Raw genomic sequence first — 16,716 nt, forward strand, 5'->3', positions numbered from 1 at the left:
CCCCCAGGGCTCTCGCCCATTTGAGAGCTGGAACAACTTGCAAGCAGGCTTTTGAAACAACCGGTGGATGCTTCCATGCCAAGTCATGAAGCCAGAATGCCAGTGAGTCCGGTTGGCCCCCTCGTCGAAAGCCGCACGAATCAAAAGTCTGAATTCAAAAACAGCGGCAGAACCACTGGAGAAGTTGATATGGAACCTCGCGTTACCGAACTGGAAACCCATCTCAAATACCTTCGGCGGGACATGGACGAAGTCCGCGGTGACGTCAGAACGATCAAACACCGGCTTGCCTACTCCGCAGGTGCAACAGCGGTAGTGCTGGGTCTGCTGGGCTGGGTGGCCAACAGCCGATTCGATCAGCTTGTGACACTGATCAGCAATTAACGGAATGAGTCATTGCAGGCGCCGCTCGAGTCAGTCGACGCCTGCATTTGCGAGACCGCGATCAACCCAGCAAATCACTCAGCGGAATGAAGACAACTGGGTCTCCCGCGCTCAGTGTGCGACCTTCCAGCACTTCGACCAAACCATCTGCCCACGCGGCGCTGCGCAGCACGCCTGAGCTCTGGTTACGATAGACAGTCGCCCGCCCTTGCTCCAGACGACCCCGCAGGTACTCGCGCCGATTGCCTGCCACTGGCCAGTCGAAGCCAGCCGGCACAGTGAACTTCAGCGGCTCGACGTCCCGCACGCCCTGTCGGCGTAAAAGGTAAGGCCGAGTCAGCAGCGCAAAGGTCACCAACGTCGACGCCGGATTGCCTGGCAAGCCAATGACCGGAACACTGCGAAAATGGCCAAACGTCAGCGGCTTCCCTGGTTTGATCGCCAGCTTCCAAAGGGCAAGCTCGCCCTCTTCTCGCAAAGCGACACCGAGAAAATCCGCCTCACCCACCGACACGCCACCGGTGGAAAGAATCAGATCAACATCCTGCAACTCACCCAGGCGGGCACGGGTAGCGGGCAGATCATCCGGAAGAATACCGGCGTCGACCACTTCACAGCCCAGGCGTTGCAACCAACTGCACAGCAACACCCGATTGCTGTTGTATATCTGACCCGGCCCCAACGCCTGGCCTGGTTCGACCAATTCATCACCCGTGGAAATCACCGCGACACGAACCTTGCGCACGACCTTCAGCCCGGCGCAGCCCAACGACGCGGCCAGCCCCTGCTCGATCGGACCCAAGCGAGTCCCGACGGGCAGGATCAGCTCACCGACAGTGGTTTCCTGACCTTGCGGGCGAATGTTCTGCCCGGCCTTCATCGGTTCAAGGAAACGCACCCTTTCATCGGCTTGAACCTCAACGTTTTCCTGCATTTCCACGCAGTCAGCGCCCGCTGGCACCGGCGCTCCGGTGAAAATCCGTGCACAGGTGCCCGGCTTCAGCGGTTCGGGGGATTGCCCGGCAAACACCTTCTGACTGACCGGCATCGGTTCGCCCGTCCAGTCGGCCAGATTCAGCGCATAGCCGTCCATGGCACTGTTCGGCCAGGGCGGCAGATCCAGCGTCGAAATCAGATCTTCGCTCAGCACACGGCCCTGAACCTGAGCCAAGGGCAGATACTCATGCTCGACGATGGGCGAGGCCTCGGCCATATCGAGCAGGCGCTGCAGCGCCAGCTCGACCGGCATCAACGCTCCGGTCTTGCCCGGCTTACCCACGGGATTCACAAGGCGCCGCCTGCTTCAAATGAGTGACGAAGTTGCACGGGCGATGACGTGCATCCAGTTGCTCACCGAGGATGCCATCCCAACCGGTGCGTACAGCATTGGTCGACCCTGGCAGGCAGCACACCAGCGTGCCGTTGGCCAGACCGGCCAGCGCACGCGACTGCACCGTCGAGGTGCCGATATCGGCCACAGATATCTGCCGAAACAACTCACCAAACCCGTCGACCTGCTTGTCCAGCAGGCAGGCAACCGCTTCCGGTGTGCTGTCGCGACCTGTAAAACCGGTACCGCCGGTAATCAGCACGACCTGCACGACGTCGTCGGCAATCCAGGTAGCAACTTGCGCGCGAATTTTGTAGAGGTCATCTTTAAGCAAGACCCGCTGCGCCAGAACATGGCCCGCCGCCGTCAAACGGTCGACGAAGACCTGGCCGGAGGTGTCGGTTTCCAGAGTCCGGGTATCACTGACAGTCAGCACCGCAATATTGAGCGGCACGAAAGGTACATCAGCCTTGGCTTTCATAGGCTCGTCCAGTTGTAGGAGAAACAGCCCGGTGTTATATCACAGCGCCCCATTTTTTCGACGTCCCTCTGGAGAGCTGCCATGACCCTTGATTCGCAATTGCCCCCCTGCTCCATTCTGCTCCTGGCAGGTGGACGCGGCCAACGCATGGGCGGTCAGGACAAAGGCTTGGTCGAGTGGCTGGGGGAGCCGTTGATTGCGCATTTGCAACGCAAGGTACGGGCATTGACTGACGACCTGATTATCTCCTGCAACCGCAATCGCGAACGCTATACGCCGTTCGCCGATCAATTGGTGGTCGATGACGAGGGTGATTTTCCGGGTCCATTGGCTGGCATTCGAGCCGGTCTGAAAGCTGCGCGCTACCCCCATCTGCTGGTATTGCCCTGTGATGTGCCGCGCATTGATGCAGACTTGCTACAAAGCATGCGCGAGACCGCCAATCAGAATCCTGACAAACCTTTAATGTTGCGCCATGACGAGCATTGGGAACCGTTGCTGTGTGTGATTCCGGTGGCCCTTCTAGAAGCCTTCGAAGAAGCCTGGAATGCTGGTGAACGCAGCCCCGGCCGGGTCATGCGCAATCTCGGTGCCACTGCCCTGCAATGCCCGGACAATGACCCGCGGCTGGCCAACCTGAACACCCCTGAACTGTTAAATTCCCACAACACTGTGTCAGACTGACAGCATTCAAGGAACTCTCACGCCTTGTATACGTCTCAAGCTCAGTAACCAAAAGAATTCCCATTCGGAGACACACCCATGACTCAACGGACCCTCGCCACTTTCATGCTCGCACTGGGCCTGGCTACCCTCGCCGGTTGCTCGTCGCCTACAGTGATCACCTTGAATGACGGTCGCGAAATCCAGGCCGTCGACACCCCGAAGTACGATGACGATTCGGGTTTCTACGAGTTCCAACAGCTGGACGGCAAAGAAACTCGCATCAACAAGGATCAGGTTCGTACCGTTAAAGAGCTGTAAGCTCTGGGTCGACACCGGATACAGAAAAGCCCGCATTGATTGCGGGCTTTTTCATGGGTGTCGAAAAAATATCGTCGGTGTCACCACTGCAGCGTGATCCGGCTCTCGAACTCGCGCTCTTCACCGGTCACCGGGTCGATAAACCGCAGACCCTGCGCCAGCAGCTTCAGCGGATTGGCATAGTCATCCTCGACGTCTTTCAACACATCCGGATAAAACGGATCGTTGCAGATGCTCGCCCCCAGCGCAGTCATGTGGACGCGCAGTTGATGTTTCTTGCCGGTCACCGGAAACAACCCATAGCGCCACAGATCACCATGCTTTTCCCGGACTTCCACCGCCGTTTCAGTGTTGCTGGCACCGGCGCCTTCCTGCATGCGGAAAAACGGTTCGCCATCCACCAGACGGCTTTTGTGCACCAAGGGGAAGTTTAGATCTGGCAGCGCCGGGGCGATAGCTTCATAGCGCTTGTCAATCTGCCGCGTGGGGAAAAGCGACTGATAGGCCGAGCGGGTCTGCGGATTGGCCGAGAAAATCACCAGTCCGGCCGTATGCCGATCGATGCGGTGCAGTGGCACCAGGTGAGGATTGTCCAGACGACGAATCAGCCTGCGTAACAAGGTCTGCTCAACGTATTCGCCAGCGGGCGTCACCGGAAGGAAATGCGGTTTGTCAGCCACTACCAGATGTTCGTCGGCATAGAGGATCGACTCGACCACCGGGATCGGCTTCTCGTCCGGCACCTCGCGAAAATAATGAATTCGCAAGCCTTCCTTGTAAGGCAAATCCACCGGGATCGGCTGGCCATGACCGTCCAGCACTCGCCCCCGAGCGATCCGGTCGAGCCATTGCTCGCGATCAATGGCGCGAAAATGCTCGCACAGGCAATCGAGTACGGTCAGCCAGGCACCTGGAGGCAGATAAAGCGTGCTCGCCTGATTCTGCGCAGCAGAGAATGTAGATGTGGACATACGGAAATCGAACCCTCAATACAGGGCGGCATTATCCAGCACTGAGGGAAACGAACCTAGCGCAGAATGCTCAGGCCGGGATCGTTTTCAGCGCCGCTGCGTCAGTGAACTCCTTGAGCCAGCGCAGCACATCGACGGCCTCCCAGCGGCCCGGGTCGTACAAGGCGTAAAGCAAGCCCTGATAACCGACCACATCCAGTTGCTTGTGATAACCGGCACGCTGAAACAAGGCCTCGATTTCGGCAAAACAAGTATTGAAATGCAGCTTGTTAAACGGCGTCTTGCCTTCCGTGACCAACCCGTCCAGGCGCAACTCGAGAACGGCCTCGCGCACCACGTCAACCGACATCCGGTTCACGCTGTTCTTCAACTGTTCGACATTGACCACGGTTCATCCCTCTGAAGCATTTACTGTATGAACATACAGTAACCGAACAATCCGCAAAATGCCAAGAAATGGATGGCAGTGGCGACCGGCGGGATAATCCAGAAAAATGCGGATTAACGCAGAAACGCTACGATTTCATCAGAGCTGAATGGCCAACCCAATTCAGCACCCGTATCAACACGGCGCAACACCGGAATCCGCAGGCTATAGGCCCCAAACCAGGTTTCGTCGTCAGCGATATCAACCAACTCCACCAGCAAGCCATGCTCGACAAAAGGCATCAACTCGGCCTCGGCGACTTCACACAGATGACACCCCAGGGTGCCGAACAGCTGACATTCAGGAGGCATGATTGCTCAACCAGAAAATGAGTGGGCCTATTCTAGGCCGCACCTGAAAACCCGTCGAGCCGCCACCGCCCAAAGGCTCCAGCCCCTCGACAAAGGGGCACAGGCAAAACCCTGACGCAAATCAGTCCACAGAAAAATCATTTGCGCGATCCTCCTAGTCTTTTTGCCTCTACGCTTGAAAAAGCCTGAATCTGACCTCGGAGCGTCCAGTGTTTGCCAATCTGTTGATCATCCTCGCCTCGTCTCTCGTGGTGATTGCCCTGTTTCGTCGGCTGCGGTTGCCGCCGGTTCTGGGTTATCTGTGCGTGGGACTGCTGGTGGGGCCGAGTGCATTCGACTGGGTCAACGAAAGCGAACACCTGCCTGACGTAGCCGAACTGGGCGTGGTGTTTCTGTTGTTTTCACTGGGCCTGGAGTTCTCCCTGTCGAAGATGATTGCACTGCGCCAGGTGGTGTTTCGTCTCGGCAGCCAGCAGGTGCTGATCAGCACCGCGCTGCTCGGTTTGCTGCTGATGCTGTTGGGAATGCCGATGACGTCGGCGCTGTTGCTCGGTGCCGGGCTTTCGCTGTCATCAACGGCGATTGTGACCAAAGAGCTGGGCAGCCTTGGCGAGGTGTTCAGCAGTCACGGGCAGAATGCCGTTGGCGTGTTGCTGTTTCAGGACGTGGTCGCGGTATTGCTGCTGACGTTAGTGCCAGTGTTCGCTGGCAGCAGCGAGCGGGCCTGGTACTGGGCGTTGCCACTGACCTTGGCAAAAACCGTGGTGCTGTTTATCGGGCTGCTGCTGGCCAGTCGCTGGTTACTGCCGCGGCTGTTCCATGAAGTGGCCGCGTCACGCTCGGCAGAATTGTTCGTGCTGCTGGCGCTGGTGATTGTGCTGTTGACCGCCTGGCTGACACACCTGCTGGGCCTGTCCCCTGCCCTCGGTGCATTTCTGGCCGGCATGTTGCTCGGTGAAAGCCACTATCGGCACCAGATCGAAGCCGACATCCGGCCATTTCGCGACATTCTGCTCGGGGTGTTTTTCGTCAGTATCGGCATGCTCATCGACCTGCAACTGTTCGTCAGTCACAGCCTGCTGATCCTCGGACTCACCGTCGGGTTGATGGTGATCAAGGGCATCGCCGTCGCCTTGCTGGTGAAGTGGCGCGGCAGCGACAGCGAAACGGCGTGGCGCAGCGGTCTGGCGCTGGCCCAGGGGGGCGAGTTCTGCTTCGCACTCATGGCGCAGATGCAGCAAAACAGCATGATGCCCGAAGCGCTGGGCGATCTGCTGCTGGCGGCGACATTCTGCTCGATGCTGCTGACGCCGCTGTTGCTACGCGCCGCGCCACGTATCGCCGCAGCCCTGCACCGTAAACCCAATCAGGAGGCGCAGATCGAAGAGATCAGCGCACTCAACGCCGATCTTAACCAGCACGTGGTGATTTGCGGCTACGGCCGCGTCGGCCAGTCGATCGGGCGTTTCATGCGTAATGCCAAACAGCCCTATATCGCGCTGGACAATGACCCGGTGCGGGTACAGGAAGCCGCCAGTGGGGAAAGTGACGTGCATTACGGCGACTCGTCGCGCGGCGATCTGCTGAACGCCGTTGGCCTGCTGCGCGCCAAATTGCTGGTGGTCGCCGTGGATCAGAGTGACATTGCCCTGCGCATCCTCAAGGAGGCACGCAGGCTTAACGCTCATGTGCCGATCCTGGTACGCACCCGCGATGACAGCCAATGGGCCGAACTGAAAGCTGCCGGCGCCACCGAAGTGGTGCCGGAGCTATTGGAGTCGAGCCTGATGCTCGCCTCCCACGCCTTGATCATGCTCGGCCTGCCGGCGCATCAGGTGCAGGAGAAAGTCGATCAGGTGCGCATCGACCGCTATCGCCTGCTCCACGGCTTTTATCCCGGTAGCGACGATGCCGAAACCTAGTCCTGACTTACCGCGCCGATCTTGTGCAGCGACAGATCGGCACCGTAATACTCTTGTTCCTGACTCAGGCGCAGTCCGTGCAGCGCCTTGATCACGCCGTACACAGCAAAGCCACCGAGCAACGCCACCGCGACACCGAGTGCAGTGCCGATCAACTGGCTTATCAGGCTGACCCCACCGATCCCGCCGAGCGCGGTCTGGCCGAAAATCCCGCAGGCAATCCCGCCCCAGACGCCGCACAAGCCGTGCAACGGCCACACGCCCAATACATCATCGATGCGCCATTTCACCTGCGCAGCGGTAAAGCACCAGACAAACAGCGCACCGGCAATCGCGCCGGTCACCAGCGCCCCGACCGGATGCATCAGATCGGAGCCGGCACAGATCGCCACCAGACCGGCCAATGGGCCGTTGTGCAGAAAGCCCGGGTCATTGCGCCCGACGAGCAGCGCAGCCATGGTGCCGCCGACCATCGCCATCAACGAGTTGACCGCCACCAGACCGCTGACGCCTTGCAGTGTCTGTGCGCTCATCACGTTGAAGCCGAACCAGCCGACAATCAGAATCCACGAACCCAGCGCCAGGAAGGGAATGCTCGACGGTGCGAATGCCACCAGGCGACCGTCGCGATAACGGCCATTGCGCGGCCCCAGCAGCAGCACTGCCGCCAGCGCCAGCCAGCCGCCCATGGCATGCACCACCACGGAACCTGCAAAATCATGGAAAGCGGCACCGAACTGCGCTGTCAGCCACGCTTGCAGACCGTAGTTGCCGTTCCAGATCATGCCTTCGAAAAACGGATAGATGAACGCGACGATCAAAGCTGTGGCGCACAACTGCGGCACGAACCGCGCCCGCTCGGCGATGCCGCCGGAAATGATCGCCGGGATCGCGGCGGCAAAGGTCAGCAAGAAGAAAAACTTCACCAGTCCATACCCGTGATCGGCACTCAACGCCGCCGCCGGCTGCATGAAGGTCACGCCATAAGAGATCCAATAGCCTATAAAGAAATAGGCCAGGGTCGAGACCGCGAAGTCACTGAGAATTTTCGACAGCGCATTGACCTGGTTTTTCTGACGGACCGTGCCGACTTCCAGAAAGGCGAAACCGGCGTGCATCGCCAGCACCATCACCGCACCGATCAGAATGAACAAGGTATTGGAGCTGTGAACCAGCGTGTCCACAGCGCTTTGCAGATTTTCCATAAGCAGGCAGACCTAAAGGCGAAAAAGGCACCAAAGCGGTTCATGCGCACATTTCATGCACCAAGTTGCGACCGCGCAGTCACGGAACAGACGATCCGGCGAACTGCTTTGGCGCACAAGGTCGATGTCCTGACACGAACCGGGCTTGTTTGGGATAAGGTTTCTCACGGCGCACGCCCGGCAACAGCGCACAACCGCCGGGGAACGCACCACGACACAGCAAAAGTTGTACCAGTCATTTGTACTGAACCTTCGCGCAAGGCTCATACTCGAACGCTTCAGACGTCACTTACGGAGATCTACCCATGGCCAGCATCAAGGCAAAGACTGCTCAAGAAATCCTCATGAACGACTTCCAGACTTTGGTTGCCGACACCGAACGACTGCTAGAGCACACCGCCACCCTGGCCGGCGATCAGGCCGATGAGCTGCGCGAGCAGATTCACGACAGCCTGCTGCGCGCTCGCGAAACCCTGAAACTGACCGAAGAAACCCTGCGCGATCGCGGTCAAGCTGCGGTCACCGCCACTGAAGATTACGTTTCGGCCAACCCATGGCAGTCCGTCGGCATTGCTGCCGGTGTCGGCTTTCTGATCGGCCTGCTGGCTACCCGGCGCTGATTATGTCGATCGGTGAATCCGGCCCGACTGCGGGCACCGCCTCTTCCACGCGACGCCTGGGCGCCGCTGTTCTCGGTCTGCTGCACAGCCATGTCGAGTTGTTCGGCATTGAATTGCAGGAGCAGAAATCACGTACCGTCAGCCTGTTGCTGTTCGCAGGCCTGGCATTGGTCTTTGCCCTGTTGCTGCTGGTGGGTTTATCGACGTTGGTGATGATCGTGTTCTGGGACACTTATCGTCTCGCCGCGATCATCGGCCTGTGCGTGTTTTATACCCTGGCCTCGATCTTCTGCGCGCTGCGCCTCAAGGCTGCTATTTTCGATGAATCCTCGCCTTTCCACGGCACGCTCGAAGAGCTGGCCAACGACCGGGAGCGCCTGCTGCCATGAGCCTGCCTGAACTGCCACATAACAGCTCGCGTCGGGAAATGCGCAAGGCTTTGATCCGCCTGCGCATGGAAATGCATCGCCAGGAAATCCGTCATGAAGCCGGGCAAGTGCTGCAGCCTCTGCATCGCATGCGCGGCATGACGCAAAACCTGCAAGGTGGTTTTGGCATCAAACACGCGCCATTGTGGGGCGTCGCCGCTGTTACGTTATTGGGCTTCGTCACCGGCAAAGGCGCGAAAAGCGGCCGTGGCGGCGGTTTGAGCCGCTTGATCCGGCTCGGCACCAGCCTCGGGCCGCTGATCAAACTGGTGATGCAGAGTTCAGCAAAGCGCTAATCAGATACATCTGGCTACATTCTTGCACTATCGGCGGGATGAACCTCTTAACCCGGAGGTTCAATCCCGTGCGCCTACCCGGTCGGCGGGGTTCACCAGAACAAGAACCACTAAGGAGGCCCCGTGATCGACGGGCAACCGCTCGCCTGCTTTCAGCCTTTTATCGATACTGCCACGGGACGCATTGCCGGCGTCGAAGCGTTGGGTCGCCTGCGCCAGGCCGACGGTCAACTGACTTCGGTCGGACCGTTATTCGCCGACCCGCGCACACCCGCGATTGCCCTGCGCCGCCTCGATCGGCAGATCCGCGACAACGCTTTGAGCCGCTTGCATGAAGCGCCGGCAGACTGGTTTCTCAGCCTGAACATGTCGCCGCGCTGGATCAGCCGTCTGCGCGCCGATCAAGCCCTGCCCAGCCTCAAGCAATTGGCGCGCTACGGTATCGATCCGCAACGTATCGTCTTCGAGATCACCGAACTGGCTGGCAACGGTCAACGGCTGGCTGAAGTAGTCGGTCGTTATCGCCAGGCCGGCGCGAGAATCGCCATCGACGACTTTGGCGCCGGCTACTCGCAACTGGATCGGGTCCTGGCGCTGCAACCGGACATTCTCAAACTCGATATGCGCCTGTTCCAGGCCGCGGCATTGGGCGGGCCGAGCAGTGATGTGGTCAAGGCGCTGGCGCAGATGGCCGAGAAGACGGGCTGCTGGATCATTGCCGAAGGCGTCGAGACCGAAGCGCAATTGAATTTCGCCCTGGAATGCGGATCGCGTTATGTGCAGGGATTCCTGTTCGCACGGGCACAGGAGGCGTTTTTCCCCACCGACGCGTTCGTGCAACGTTTTGCCGAACTGCGCCAGCGCTATGTCCGGAAAAAACTCGCTGAGCGTGGGCGGCTGATGCAAATGCGCCAGCAACTGGCGGAACTGATGTCGATCCTGCAAGCCTGGGCTCAGGCCCATGCGCCGTTGAGCGCACTGCCGCAACTGGACGCCTTCCCTTGGCTGCTGCGGTTTTATCAATGCGATCGCCACGGTACGCAGCTGACCCCCAACCTCGAATGGCGACAGCACGGCTGGGTCGCCGACAATCGTTACCTGGGACACAATTGGTCGTGGCGTCCGTACTTCTATCATTTGCTCGCCGAAGGCTGGGAGGAGCGGCGTTTGACGCTCTCCAATACCTACCGCGATGCCACCAGCAATCAGTACTGCCTGACGGCCGGGCAGTTTTTCGCCGACGGTGAGCGGTTGCTGCTGATCGACATCGACGCCGCAGGACTGTAGTTCCGCTTGCAGGGGCGGGCGTGAACCGGGAAGCTAGGCGCCAATAGCCCCAGTCACCTGACGGAGAGAATCAGCCTTGGATTGGCACACCCTGCTCAACCGCGAACGCCTCGGCAAGCCGCTGCACAGCCCGCAAGAACTTGGCCGCAGTCCTTTCCACAAAGACCATGACCGCATTATTTTCTCCGGTGCCTTCCGCCGTCTCGGGCGCAAGACCCAAGTGCACCCGGTCACCAGCAACGACCACATTCACACGCGACTGACCCATTCGCTGGAAGTCAGTTGCGTCGGCCGTTCGCTGGGCATGCGAGTGGGCGAAACCCTGCGCAGTGCCTTGCCCGAATGGTGCGACCCGGCCGACCTTGGCATGGTGGTGCAGTCTGCGTGTCTGGCCCACGACATCGGCAATCCGCCGTTCGGCCACTCCGGCGAAGATGCCATTCGCCACTGGTTCCAGCAGGCGGCCGGGCGTGGCTGGCTCGACGGCATGAGCGAAGCCGAACGCGCTGACTTTCTTAACTTCGAAGGCAATGCCCAGGGCTTTCGCGTACTGACTCAGCTTGAATACCATCAGTTCGACGGCGGTACGCGGCTGACTTACGCCACCCTCGGCACTTACCTGAAGTACCCGTGGACTGCCCGCCACGCCGATTCCCTGGGCTACAAGAAACACAAATTCGGTTGTTATCAGAGCGAATTGCCGCTGCTTGAGCAGATCGCCCACAAACTGGGCCTGCCGCAAATCGAAGACCAACGCTGGGCACGCCATCCGCTGGTGTACCTGATGGAAGCGGCTGACGACATCTGCTACGCGCTGATCGATCTCGAAGACGGCCTCGAAATGGAGCTGCTGGAGTACGCCGAAGTCGAATCGCTGCTGCTCGGGCTGGTGGGCGATGATCTGCCGGAAACCTATCGTCAGCTCGGCCCGCAGGATTCGCGCCGACGCAAACTGGCAATCCTGCGCGGCAAGGCCATCGAGCATTTGACCAACGCCGCAGCGCGGGCCTTTGTCGAGCAACAGGACGCCCTCCTCGCCGGCACGCTGCATGGCGATCTGGTGGAGCACATGCACGGCCCGGCCAAGCGTTGCGTGTTGAATGCCAAGGACATCGCGCGCAAGAAAATCTTTCAGGACAAACGCAAAACCCTGCATGAAATCGGCGCCTATACGACGCTGGAAATTCTGCTCAACTCGTTCTGCGGCGCCGCGCTGGAACAGCACAATGGTCGTACGCCGTCGTTCAAAAGCCGACGCATTCTCGATCTGCTGGGCAGCAACGCACCGGATCCGCAGGGATCGCTACACACCTCGTTTCTGCGCATGATCGACTTCATTGCCGGCATGACCGACAGCTACGCCAGCGACATGGCGCTGGAAATGACCGGGCGCTCCAGTCACTGATCCTCTCGCATACGGGCGGCCATAAGTTTCGCCGCCCGTATGCACGCCGCTGGTCTTTGTCGACCCGTTAGCTGAACCGACGACTGAAATCACTGGAAAGTCCGGTTATTGCCAACTGCCGACCCGGCAACTTTAAACATCTATAAAAAGCCATTTACAGCCAGCACTTGCAAATCAATCAAGGCAAACTATAAGGCCCTTCGAATCCTGCACTTCCTTACGTCAAACCTAGTTCGGCCGTAGTCCGTTTCCTTATTAATTGTAGGAATAATCCGATAACGTAACTGAAGCCATGTCACTTCATGCGAGTGCTCGTTCAACTGAGCTAAGGTGCGCGCTTTATTCGTGCTTGCATGGGATTTGATTATGAACTCCGTTTTTATTGTCGACGATCACCCGGTCATCCGTCTCGCCGTTCGAATGTTGCTGGAGCATGAAGGTTACAAGGTCGTCGGTGAAACCGATAACGGGGTCGATGCCATGCAGATGGTGCGCGAGTGCATGCCCGATCTGGTCATTCTCGATGTGAGTATTCCCAAGCTCGACGGCCTGGAAGTACTGGCGCGCTTCAACGCTATGGGGTCTCCGCTGAAGATCCTGATTCTGACGGCGCAGTGTCCGACGCTCTTCGGCATCCGCTGCATGCAATCCGGCGCATCGGGTTATGTCTGCAAACAGGAAGACTTGAGCGAGTTGGTCAGTGCTATCAAAGCGGTGCTTTCCGGTTACAACTACTTCCCCAGTCAGGCATTGAACCCGGTGCGCAGTGACGATATCCGATTTGCCGAACTGGAACTGTTCAAATCCGTCAATGATCGCGAACTGATGGTATTGCAACTGTTTGCACAGGGCCGCACTAACAAGGAAATCGCCAAGGGCATGTTTCTCAGTAACAAAACTGTCAGCACCTACAAAAAACGCCTGATGCAAAAACTTAAAGCCAAGTCCCTTGTAGAACTTATCGAGATGGCCAAACGAAACGCACTCGTGTGAGAGCCTGCATGCCCAGTCGTTTAATGGACTATTTAATTGCGTTGAGTGCGGGTTTTTTCCTGAGCGCCAACGTGTTCGCCATGCCCGTGACTTCACCGGACTATGCCCTGCTCAGCCGTTCGGCGAACGAACCGGTGCCGGTCACGCTGGAACAGTCCCAACGGCAGTGGCTGCTCACACGTAGCGAACTGATACTGGGCACCTCGGCGCCCGACTACCCGCCTTTTGACATGACAGTCAGTGGCAAGGATTACGAAGGTCTGACGGCCGACTACGCCGGACTCCTCGGCCAGGCCGCCGGTTTACCGATTCGGGTGCAGCGCTTTGCCTCTCGCGATGCGGCGATTCGCGCACTGATCGATGGCCAGATCGACCTGCTCGGCACCGCAAACGGGTTCGAAGCGAGCAATGCCAACCTGGCGCTGTCGACCCCCTATGCCATTGACCTGCCGGTGCTGGTCACCCGCGAAGACGAAACCCGCGCCCTCACCGAAGGCCTCTCCGGGCTGCGGCTGAGTATGGTCTATCACTATCTGCCGCTGCCCGAAATCAAGGCGCTGTATCCCAAAGCACTCATTACCTGCTACCCCTCCTACCAGAATGCGATCAATGCCGTTGCGTTCGACCAGGCCGACGTGTTTCTCGGCGACACTCTGTCCACGCATTACATGATCAACAAGGGCTACCTGAACAACGTGCGCATGGCCAATTTTGGCAAACAGGAAGCCCAGGGATTCAGCTTCGCCGTGCGCCGCGACAACCCGCAACTGCTGGCCATTATCGATACCGTGCTTAAAGCCGTGCCCGCCAGTGAACGCGACAATATTGCCAAGCGGTGGGGTGCCGGCAGCGATCTGTTGCTGACCGACCAGAAACTGCAACTGACTCAGCGCGAAGAATCCTGGCTTAAACAACATCCAGTGGTCAGCGTGGTCGTCAATGAAGCATTCGCCCCCCTGACATTCTTCGATAGCGACGGCAATTTTCGCGGGATCAGTGCCGACCTGCTCGAGCTGATACGCCTGCGCACCGGCCTGCGTTTCGAGATCCGTCGCAGCCGCAATGATGCGGAGATGATCCAGCAGATAGACCACCATCAAGCAGATCTGATCGCAGCATTGCTGCCGACCGCGGAGCGCGAAAAAACCCTCAACTTCAGTCGCCCCTACCTGGAAAACTCCTACGTTCTGCTGACCCGCAAGAGCGCCGACGGCCCGACCAATCTGGGCCAGCTCAAAGGCAAACAACTGGCGATTGCTCAGGGCAACCCGATGGTCGAATACCTGCGCCGAGAGTATCCACGCATCCAGTTGATCGAGACGGCGGATACCTTCAGCGCAGTGTCGCTGCTCGCTGAAGGTCAGGTCGACGGCGCGGTGAATTCGCTGGTGATTGCCAACTACTTCATCTCTTCGCGGATTTTTAACCAGCCATTGCAAATCACCACCACCATCGGCACCGGCCAGGCCGCGTTCTCACTGGCGACTGCCCGCGACAACGCGGAACTGGCGTCGATCATCAATAAAGCTCTATTGAGCATCGCACCGGATGAACTGGGTGTGATCAACGGCCGCTGGCGCGGTTACTCCACGGCATCGCAGAACATCTGGCACAACTACCAGCGCCTGTTCTATCAAGTGATCATCGGTGCTTGTCTGGTACTGCTGCTGCTATTGGCCTGGAACGCCTACATGCGCCACCAGATCAAACAACGCCGGGCGGCCGAACGCGCATTGAACGACCAGTTCGAATTCATGCGATCACTGGTCAACGGTACACCGCACCCGATTTATGTTCGCGACCGCCAAGGCCTGCTGCAAAGCTGCAACGACAGCTACCTCGAAGCGTTCAATACCCGACGCGAAGACGTGATCGGCAAAAGCGTCATTGAGGGCACCCTGAGCAACGCCTTCGAGGCCCAGGCCTTTCAGGCCGATTACCAGCGCGTCGTTGCGGAGGGCACGCCGATGGTCGTCGACCGGCCTTTGCATATCGGCAACCGGCGCCTGACGATCTATCACTGGATACTGCCGTACCGCGACTCAAGCAGCGATGTGCAAGGCATCATTGGTGGCTGGATCGACATCAGCGAGCGCCGTCAGTTGTTCGAAGAATTGCGTATGGCCAAAGAACGCGCGGATGAGGCCAACCGGGCGAAAAGCACGTTTCTGGCGACCATGAGTCACGAAATCCGCACACCGATGAATGCGGTGATCGGCATGCTCGAACTGACGCTCAAACGCATGGACCAACAGCATCCGGATCGCTCATCGATCGATACTGCCTATCATTCGGCCAGGGACCTGCTGGGTTTGATCGGCGACATTCTGGACATCGCCCGGATCGAATCCGGGCGCCTGAGCCTATGCCCGGAACGGGTCAATCTGGTCGAGACGGTGGCGTCAGTGGCAAGGATCTTCGATGGCCTGGCCCGACAGAAAAACATCTCCCTGCAAGTCATCTTCAATCCGCCGGATCTGGCCGTCGATGTGTATCTGGATCCCCTGCGTTTCAAGCAGGTGCTGTCGAATCTGATCAGCAATGCCATCAAATTCACCGAGCAGGGCCAAGTCCGGATCACCCTTGATCTGATGAACACCGAGGTGTCCGCCCGCGCCCTGATGCAGCTGACCGTACAGGACAGCGGCGTCGGCATCAGTGCCGAGGATCAGCAGCGCTTGTTCGAACCGTTCGCCCAAGCGGAAAACAGTAGCCAACAAGGCAGAAGCGGCGCAGGCCTGGGGCTGGTGATCAGTCGCAATCTCTGCGAAATGATGGGCGGACAGCTGCAATTGAGCAGTCAGCCGGGCATCGGCACTCAGGTTTGCATCTCCCTGGCCCTGGAAACACTGCCGATACAGGTGAGCACGGTGAAAAGTGAACCCGCGATCAAGACTTCACAGGTACCTCTGCGCGTGCTGGTGGTCGATGATCATCCCGCCAATCGCTTATTGATGTGTCAGCAACTGGAGTTTCTCGGCCATCACTTCAGCATTGCCGAGAATGGCTGCACTGGCCTGGAACTGTGGAAGACCAGCCACTTCGATCTGGTGATTGTCGACTGCAACATGCCGTTGATGAATGGCTATGACCTGACCCGCGCCATTCGCCAGCATGAACTGCAGGCCCGTTGCCAGCCCTGCATCGTGCTGGGCTTCACGGCCAATGCGCAACCGGAAGAAATCCAGCGCTGCAAACAGGCCGGCATGAACGATTGTCTATTCAAACCCCTGAGCCTGAGCCTGCTCAGCCAGTGGGTCGATGGCATCACGCCGACGTCAGGGCCACCGGTTTTCAACCTGCAAAGCATGAACATGCTGACCGGTGGCAACCCTGCGCAGGCTCGCCGGCTGCTGGCCGAACTGCTCAAAAGCAGTCGGCTGGACCGGCAGGAACTGCTTGCGCTGTCGCCCGAACATGATCGCGGCGCGCTGGCGGTGGTCGCTCACAAAATCAAGGGGGCCGCGCGCATCGCTCAGGCTTCGCGCGTGATCGAGTGCTGCGATGCCCTTGAACAGGCCTGCGCCGAGGTCATGACAACGGACGAAGTCGCCCGCCGTTGCGAGGCGAGCAACCGGGCGATGCTCGATCTTGAGCAAGCGTTACAGCAACAATTGGCGATGTCGGATCAAAGCACAATGAGCTTGCCTTAACTATGCTTGGCGCTGAGCA

Annotated in this window: 17 protein-coding genes; 11 read left to right on the forward strand and 6 right to left on the reverse strand. The window is 58.9% G+C overall.

The annotated features are described in order from the left end of the window. Positions 1–75 precede the first annotated feature (75 nt). Entirely contained in the window at positions 76–384 is a 309-nt protein-coding gene (locus tag ACZZ0G_RS02690) for a hypothetical protein (protein WP_463555220.1), read from the forward strand. A gap of 61 nt (positions 385–445) precedes the next feature. On the opposite strand, the gene ACZZ0G_RS02695 is transcribed toward ACZZ0G_RS02690, so the two are convergent. Together ACZZ0G_RS02695 and moaB are read right to left on the reverse strand one after the other, a co-directional pair. Further along, positions 446–1,672 carry a molybdopterin molybdotransferase MoeA gene (locus tag ACZZ0G_RS02695; protein ID WP_463555221.1) on the reverse strand — a complete coding sequence of 409 codons (1,227 nt, stop codon included), beginning with the start codon at positions 1,670–1,672 and terminating at the stop codon, positions 446–448. Further along, positions 1,656–2,195 carry a molybdenum cofactor biosynthesis protein B gene (gene moaB, locus ACZZ0G_RS02700; RefSeq protein WP_463555222.1) on the reverse strand — a complete coding sequence of 180 codons (540 nt, stop codon included), beginning with the start codon at positions 2,193–2,195 and terminating at the stop codon, positions 1,656–1,658. The genes ACZZ0G_RS02695 and moaB overlap by 17 nt, the downstream gene beginning before the upstream one ends. A gap of 81 nt (positions 2,196–2,276) precedes the next feature. On the opposite strand from moaB, the gene mobA reads away from it, so the two are divergent. Both mobA and ACZZ0G_RS02710 read left to right on the forward strand, forming a co-directional pair. Next, complete coding sequence (mobA, locus tag ACZZ0G_RS02705; protein ID WP_463555223.1) at positions 2,277–2,879, forward strand: molybdenum cofactor guanylyltransferase MobA; 603 nt, start codon at positions 2,277–2,279, stop codon at positions 2,877–2,879. Between the two features lie 78 nt (positions 2,880–2,957). Then, positions 2,958–3,179 carry a YgdI/YgdR family lipoprotein gene (locus ACZZ0G_RS02710; protein ID WP_016770600.1) on the forward strand — a complete coding sequence of 74 codons (222 nt, stop codon included), beginning with the start codon at positions 2,958–2,960 and terminating at the stop codon, positions 3,177–3,179. Between the two features lie 80 nt (positions 3,180–3,259). Here the strand turns inward: ACZZ0G_RS02710 and ACZZ0G_RS02715 are convergent, their stop codons facing one another. The 3 genes from ACZZ0G_RS02715 to ACZZ0G_RS02725 form a co-directional block, all read right to left on the reverse strand. After that, positions 3,260–4,150: a pseudouridine synthase gene (locus ACZZ0G_RS02715; protein ID WP_463555224.1), complete on the reverse strand. Its 891-nt coding sequence runs from the start codon at positions 4,148–4,150 to the stop codon at positions 3,260–3,262. Positions 4,151–4,220: 70 nt separating this feature from the next. Then, positions 4,221–4,538, reverse strand: coding sequence for a transcriptional regulator (locus ACZZ0G_RS02720; protein ID WP_093435111.1), 318 nt, complete (start codon positions 4,536–4,538; stop codon positions 4,221–4,223). A 113-nt stretch (positions 4,539–4,651) separates the two neighbouring features. After that, positions 4,652–4,888 (reverse strand): glutaredoxin family protein, encoded by a 237-nt coding sequence (locus tag ACZZ0G_RS02725; RefSeq protein WP_463555225.1) that lies wholly within the window; start codon positions 4,886–4,888, stop codon positions 4,652–4,654. A 209-nt stretch (positions 4,889–5,097) separates the two neighbouring features. Here ACZZ0G_RS02725 and ACZZ0G_RS02730 point away from each other — a divergent pair, with 209 nt between their 5' ends. Continuing rightward, entirely contained in the window at positions 5,098–6,810 is a 1,713-nt protein-coding gene (locus ACZZ0G_RS02730) for a cation:proton antiporter (RefSeq protein WP_463555226.1), read from the forward strand. Here the strand turns inward: ACZZ0G_RS02730 and ACZZ0G_RS02735 are convergent. Further along, positions 6,807–8,015 (reverse strand): ammonium transporter, encoded by a 1,209-nt coding sequence (locus ACZZ0G_RS02735; protein ID WP_463555227.1) that lies wholly within the window; start codon positions 8,013–8,015, stop codon positions 6,807–6,809. The two genes, ACZZ0G_RS02730 and ACZZ0G_RS02735, sit on opposite strands and share 4 nt — an antisense overlap. A 305-nt stretch (positions 8,016–8,320) precedes the next feature. Between ACZZ0G_RS02735 and ACZZ0G_RS02740 the strand changes: the two genes are divergently transcribed. The 7 genes from ACZZ0G_RS02740 to ACZZ0G_RS02770 all read left to right on the forward strand — a co-directional run bounded on the left by ACZZ0G_RS02740 (position 8,321) and on the right by ACZZ0G_RS02770 (position 16,697). Further along, a complete protein-coding gene (locus ACZZ0G_RS02740; protein WP_007908653.1) occupies positions 8,321–8,635 on the forward strand; it encodes an ElaB/YgaM/YqjD family protein in 315 nt (104 codons plus the stop codon). A gap of 2 nt (positions 8,636–8,637) precedes the next feature. Next, the gene (locus ACZZ0G_RS02745) at positions 8,638–9,024 is read left to right on the forward strand and encodes a phage holin family protein (RefSeq protein ID WP_007908652.1); all 387 of its coding nucleotides are present in this window, start codon (positions 8,638–8,640) and stop codon (positions 9,022–9,024) included. Then, a complete protein-coding gene (locus tag ACZZ0G_RS02750) occupies positions 9,021–9,359 on the forward strand; it encodes a hypothetical protein (protein ID WP_463555228.1) in 339 nt (112 codons plus the stop codon). Before ACZZ0G_RS02745 ends, ACZZ0G_RS02750 begins: the two co-directional genes overlap by 4 nt. A gap of 123 nt (positions 9,360–9,482) precedes the next feature. After that, the gene (locus ACZZ0G_RS02755; RefSeq protein WP_463555229.1) at positions 9,483–10,646 is read left to right on the forward strand and encodes an EAL domain-containing protein; all 1,164 of its coding nucleotides are present in this window, start codon (positions 9,483–9,485) and stop codon (positions 10,644–10,646) included. A 76-nt stretch (positions 10,647–10,722) separates the two neighbouring features. Next, the gene (locus ACZZ0G_RS02760; RefSeq protein WP_077573918.1) at positions 10,723–12,051 is read left to right on the forward strand and encodes a deoxyguanosinetriphosphate triphosphohydrolase; all 1,329 of its coding nucleotides are present in this window, start codon (positions 10,723–10,725) and stop codon (positions 12,049–12,051) included. 366 nt (positions 12,052–12,417) lie between these two features. After that, positions 12,418–13,044, forward strand: coding sequence for a response regulator transcription factor (locus tag ACZZ0G_RS02765; RefSeq protein ID WP_007908640.1), 627 nt, complete (start codon positions 12,418–12,420; stop codon positions 13,042–13,044). A gap of 8 nt (positions 13,045–13,052) precedes the next feature. Beyond that, complete coding sequence (locus ACZZ0G_RS02770; RefSeq protein WP_463555230.1) at positions 13,053–16,697, forward strand: transporter substrate-binding domain-containing protein; 3,645 nt, start codon at positions 13,053–13,055, stop codon at positions 16,695–16,697. Positions 16,698–16,716 lie beyond the last annotated feature (19 nt).

It is taken from the genome of Pseudomonas sp. AC169, assembly GCF_979258515.1.

What these genes read in the sequence shown, in the direction of transcription:
- ACZZ0G_RS02690 (WP_463555220.1), top strand. Translation starts at nt 76, where the DNA reads ATGCCAAGTCATGAAGCCAGAATGCCAGTGAGTCCGGTTGGCCCCCTC.
- moaB (WP_463555222.1), bottom strand. Translation starts at nt 2,195, where the DNA reads ATGAAAGCCAAGGCTGATGTACCTTTCGTGCCGCTCAATATTGCGGTG.
- mobA (WP_463555223.1), top strand. Translation starts at nt 2,277, where the DNA reads ATGACCCTTGATTCGCAATTGCCCCCCTGCTCCATTCTGCTCCTGGCA.
- ACZZ0G_RS02710 (WP_016770600.1), top strand. Translation starts at nt 2,958, where the DNA reads ATGACTCAACGGACCCTCGCCACTTTCATGCTCGCACTGGGCCTGGCT.
- ACZZ0G_RS02715 (WP_463555224.1), bottom strand. Translation starts at nt 4,150, where the DNA reads ATGTCCACATCTACATTCTCTGCTGCGCAGAATCAGGCGAGCACGCTT.
- ACZZ0G_RS02725 (WP_463555225.1), bottom strand. Translation starts at nt 4,888, where the DNA reads ATGCCTCCTGAATGTCAGCTGTTCGGCACCCTGGGGTGTCATCTGTGT.
- ACZZ0G_RS02735 (WP_463555227.1), bottom strand. Translation starts at nt 8,015, where the DNA reads ATGGAAAATCTGCAAAGCGCTGTGGACACGCTGGTTCACAGCTCCAAT.
- ACZZ0G_RS02740 (WP_007908653.1), top strand. Translation starts at nt 8,321, where the DNA reads ATGGCCAGCATCAAGGCAAAGACTGCTCAAGAAATCCTCATGAACGAC.
- ACZZ0G_RS02745 (WP_007908652.1), top strand. Translation starts at nt 8,638, where the DNA reads ATGTCGATCGGTGAATCCGGCCCGACTGCGGGCACCGCCTCTTCCACG.
- ACZZ0G_RS02750 (WP_463555228.1), top strand. Translation starts at nt 9,021, where the DNA reads ATGAGCCTGCCTGAACTGCCACATAACAGCTCGCGTCGGGAAATGCGC.
- ACZZ0G_RS02765 (WP_007908640.1), top strand. Translation starts at nt 12,418, where the DNA reads ATGAACTCCGTTTTTATTGTCGACGATCACCCGGTCATCCGTCTCGCC.
- ACZZ0G_RS02770 (WP_463555230.1), top strand. Translation starts at nt 13,053, where the DNA reads ATGCCCAGTCGTTTAATGGACTATTTAATTGCGTTGAGTGCGGGTTTT.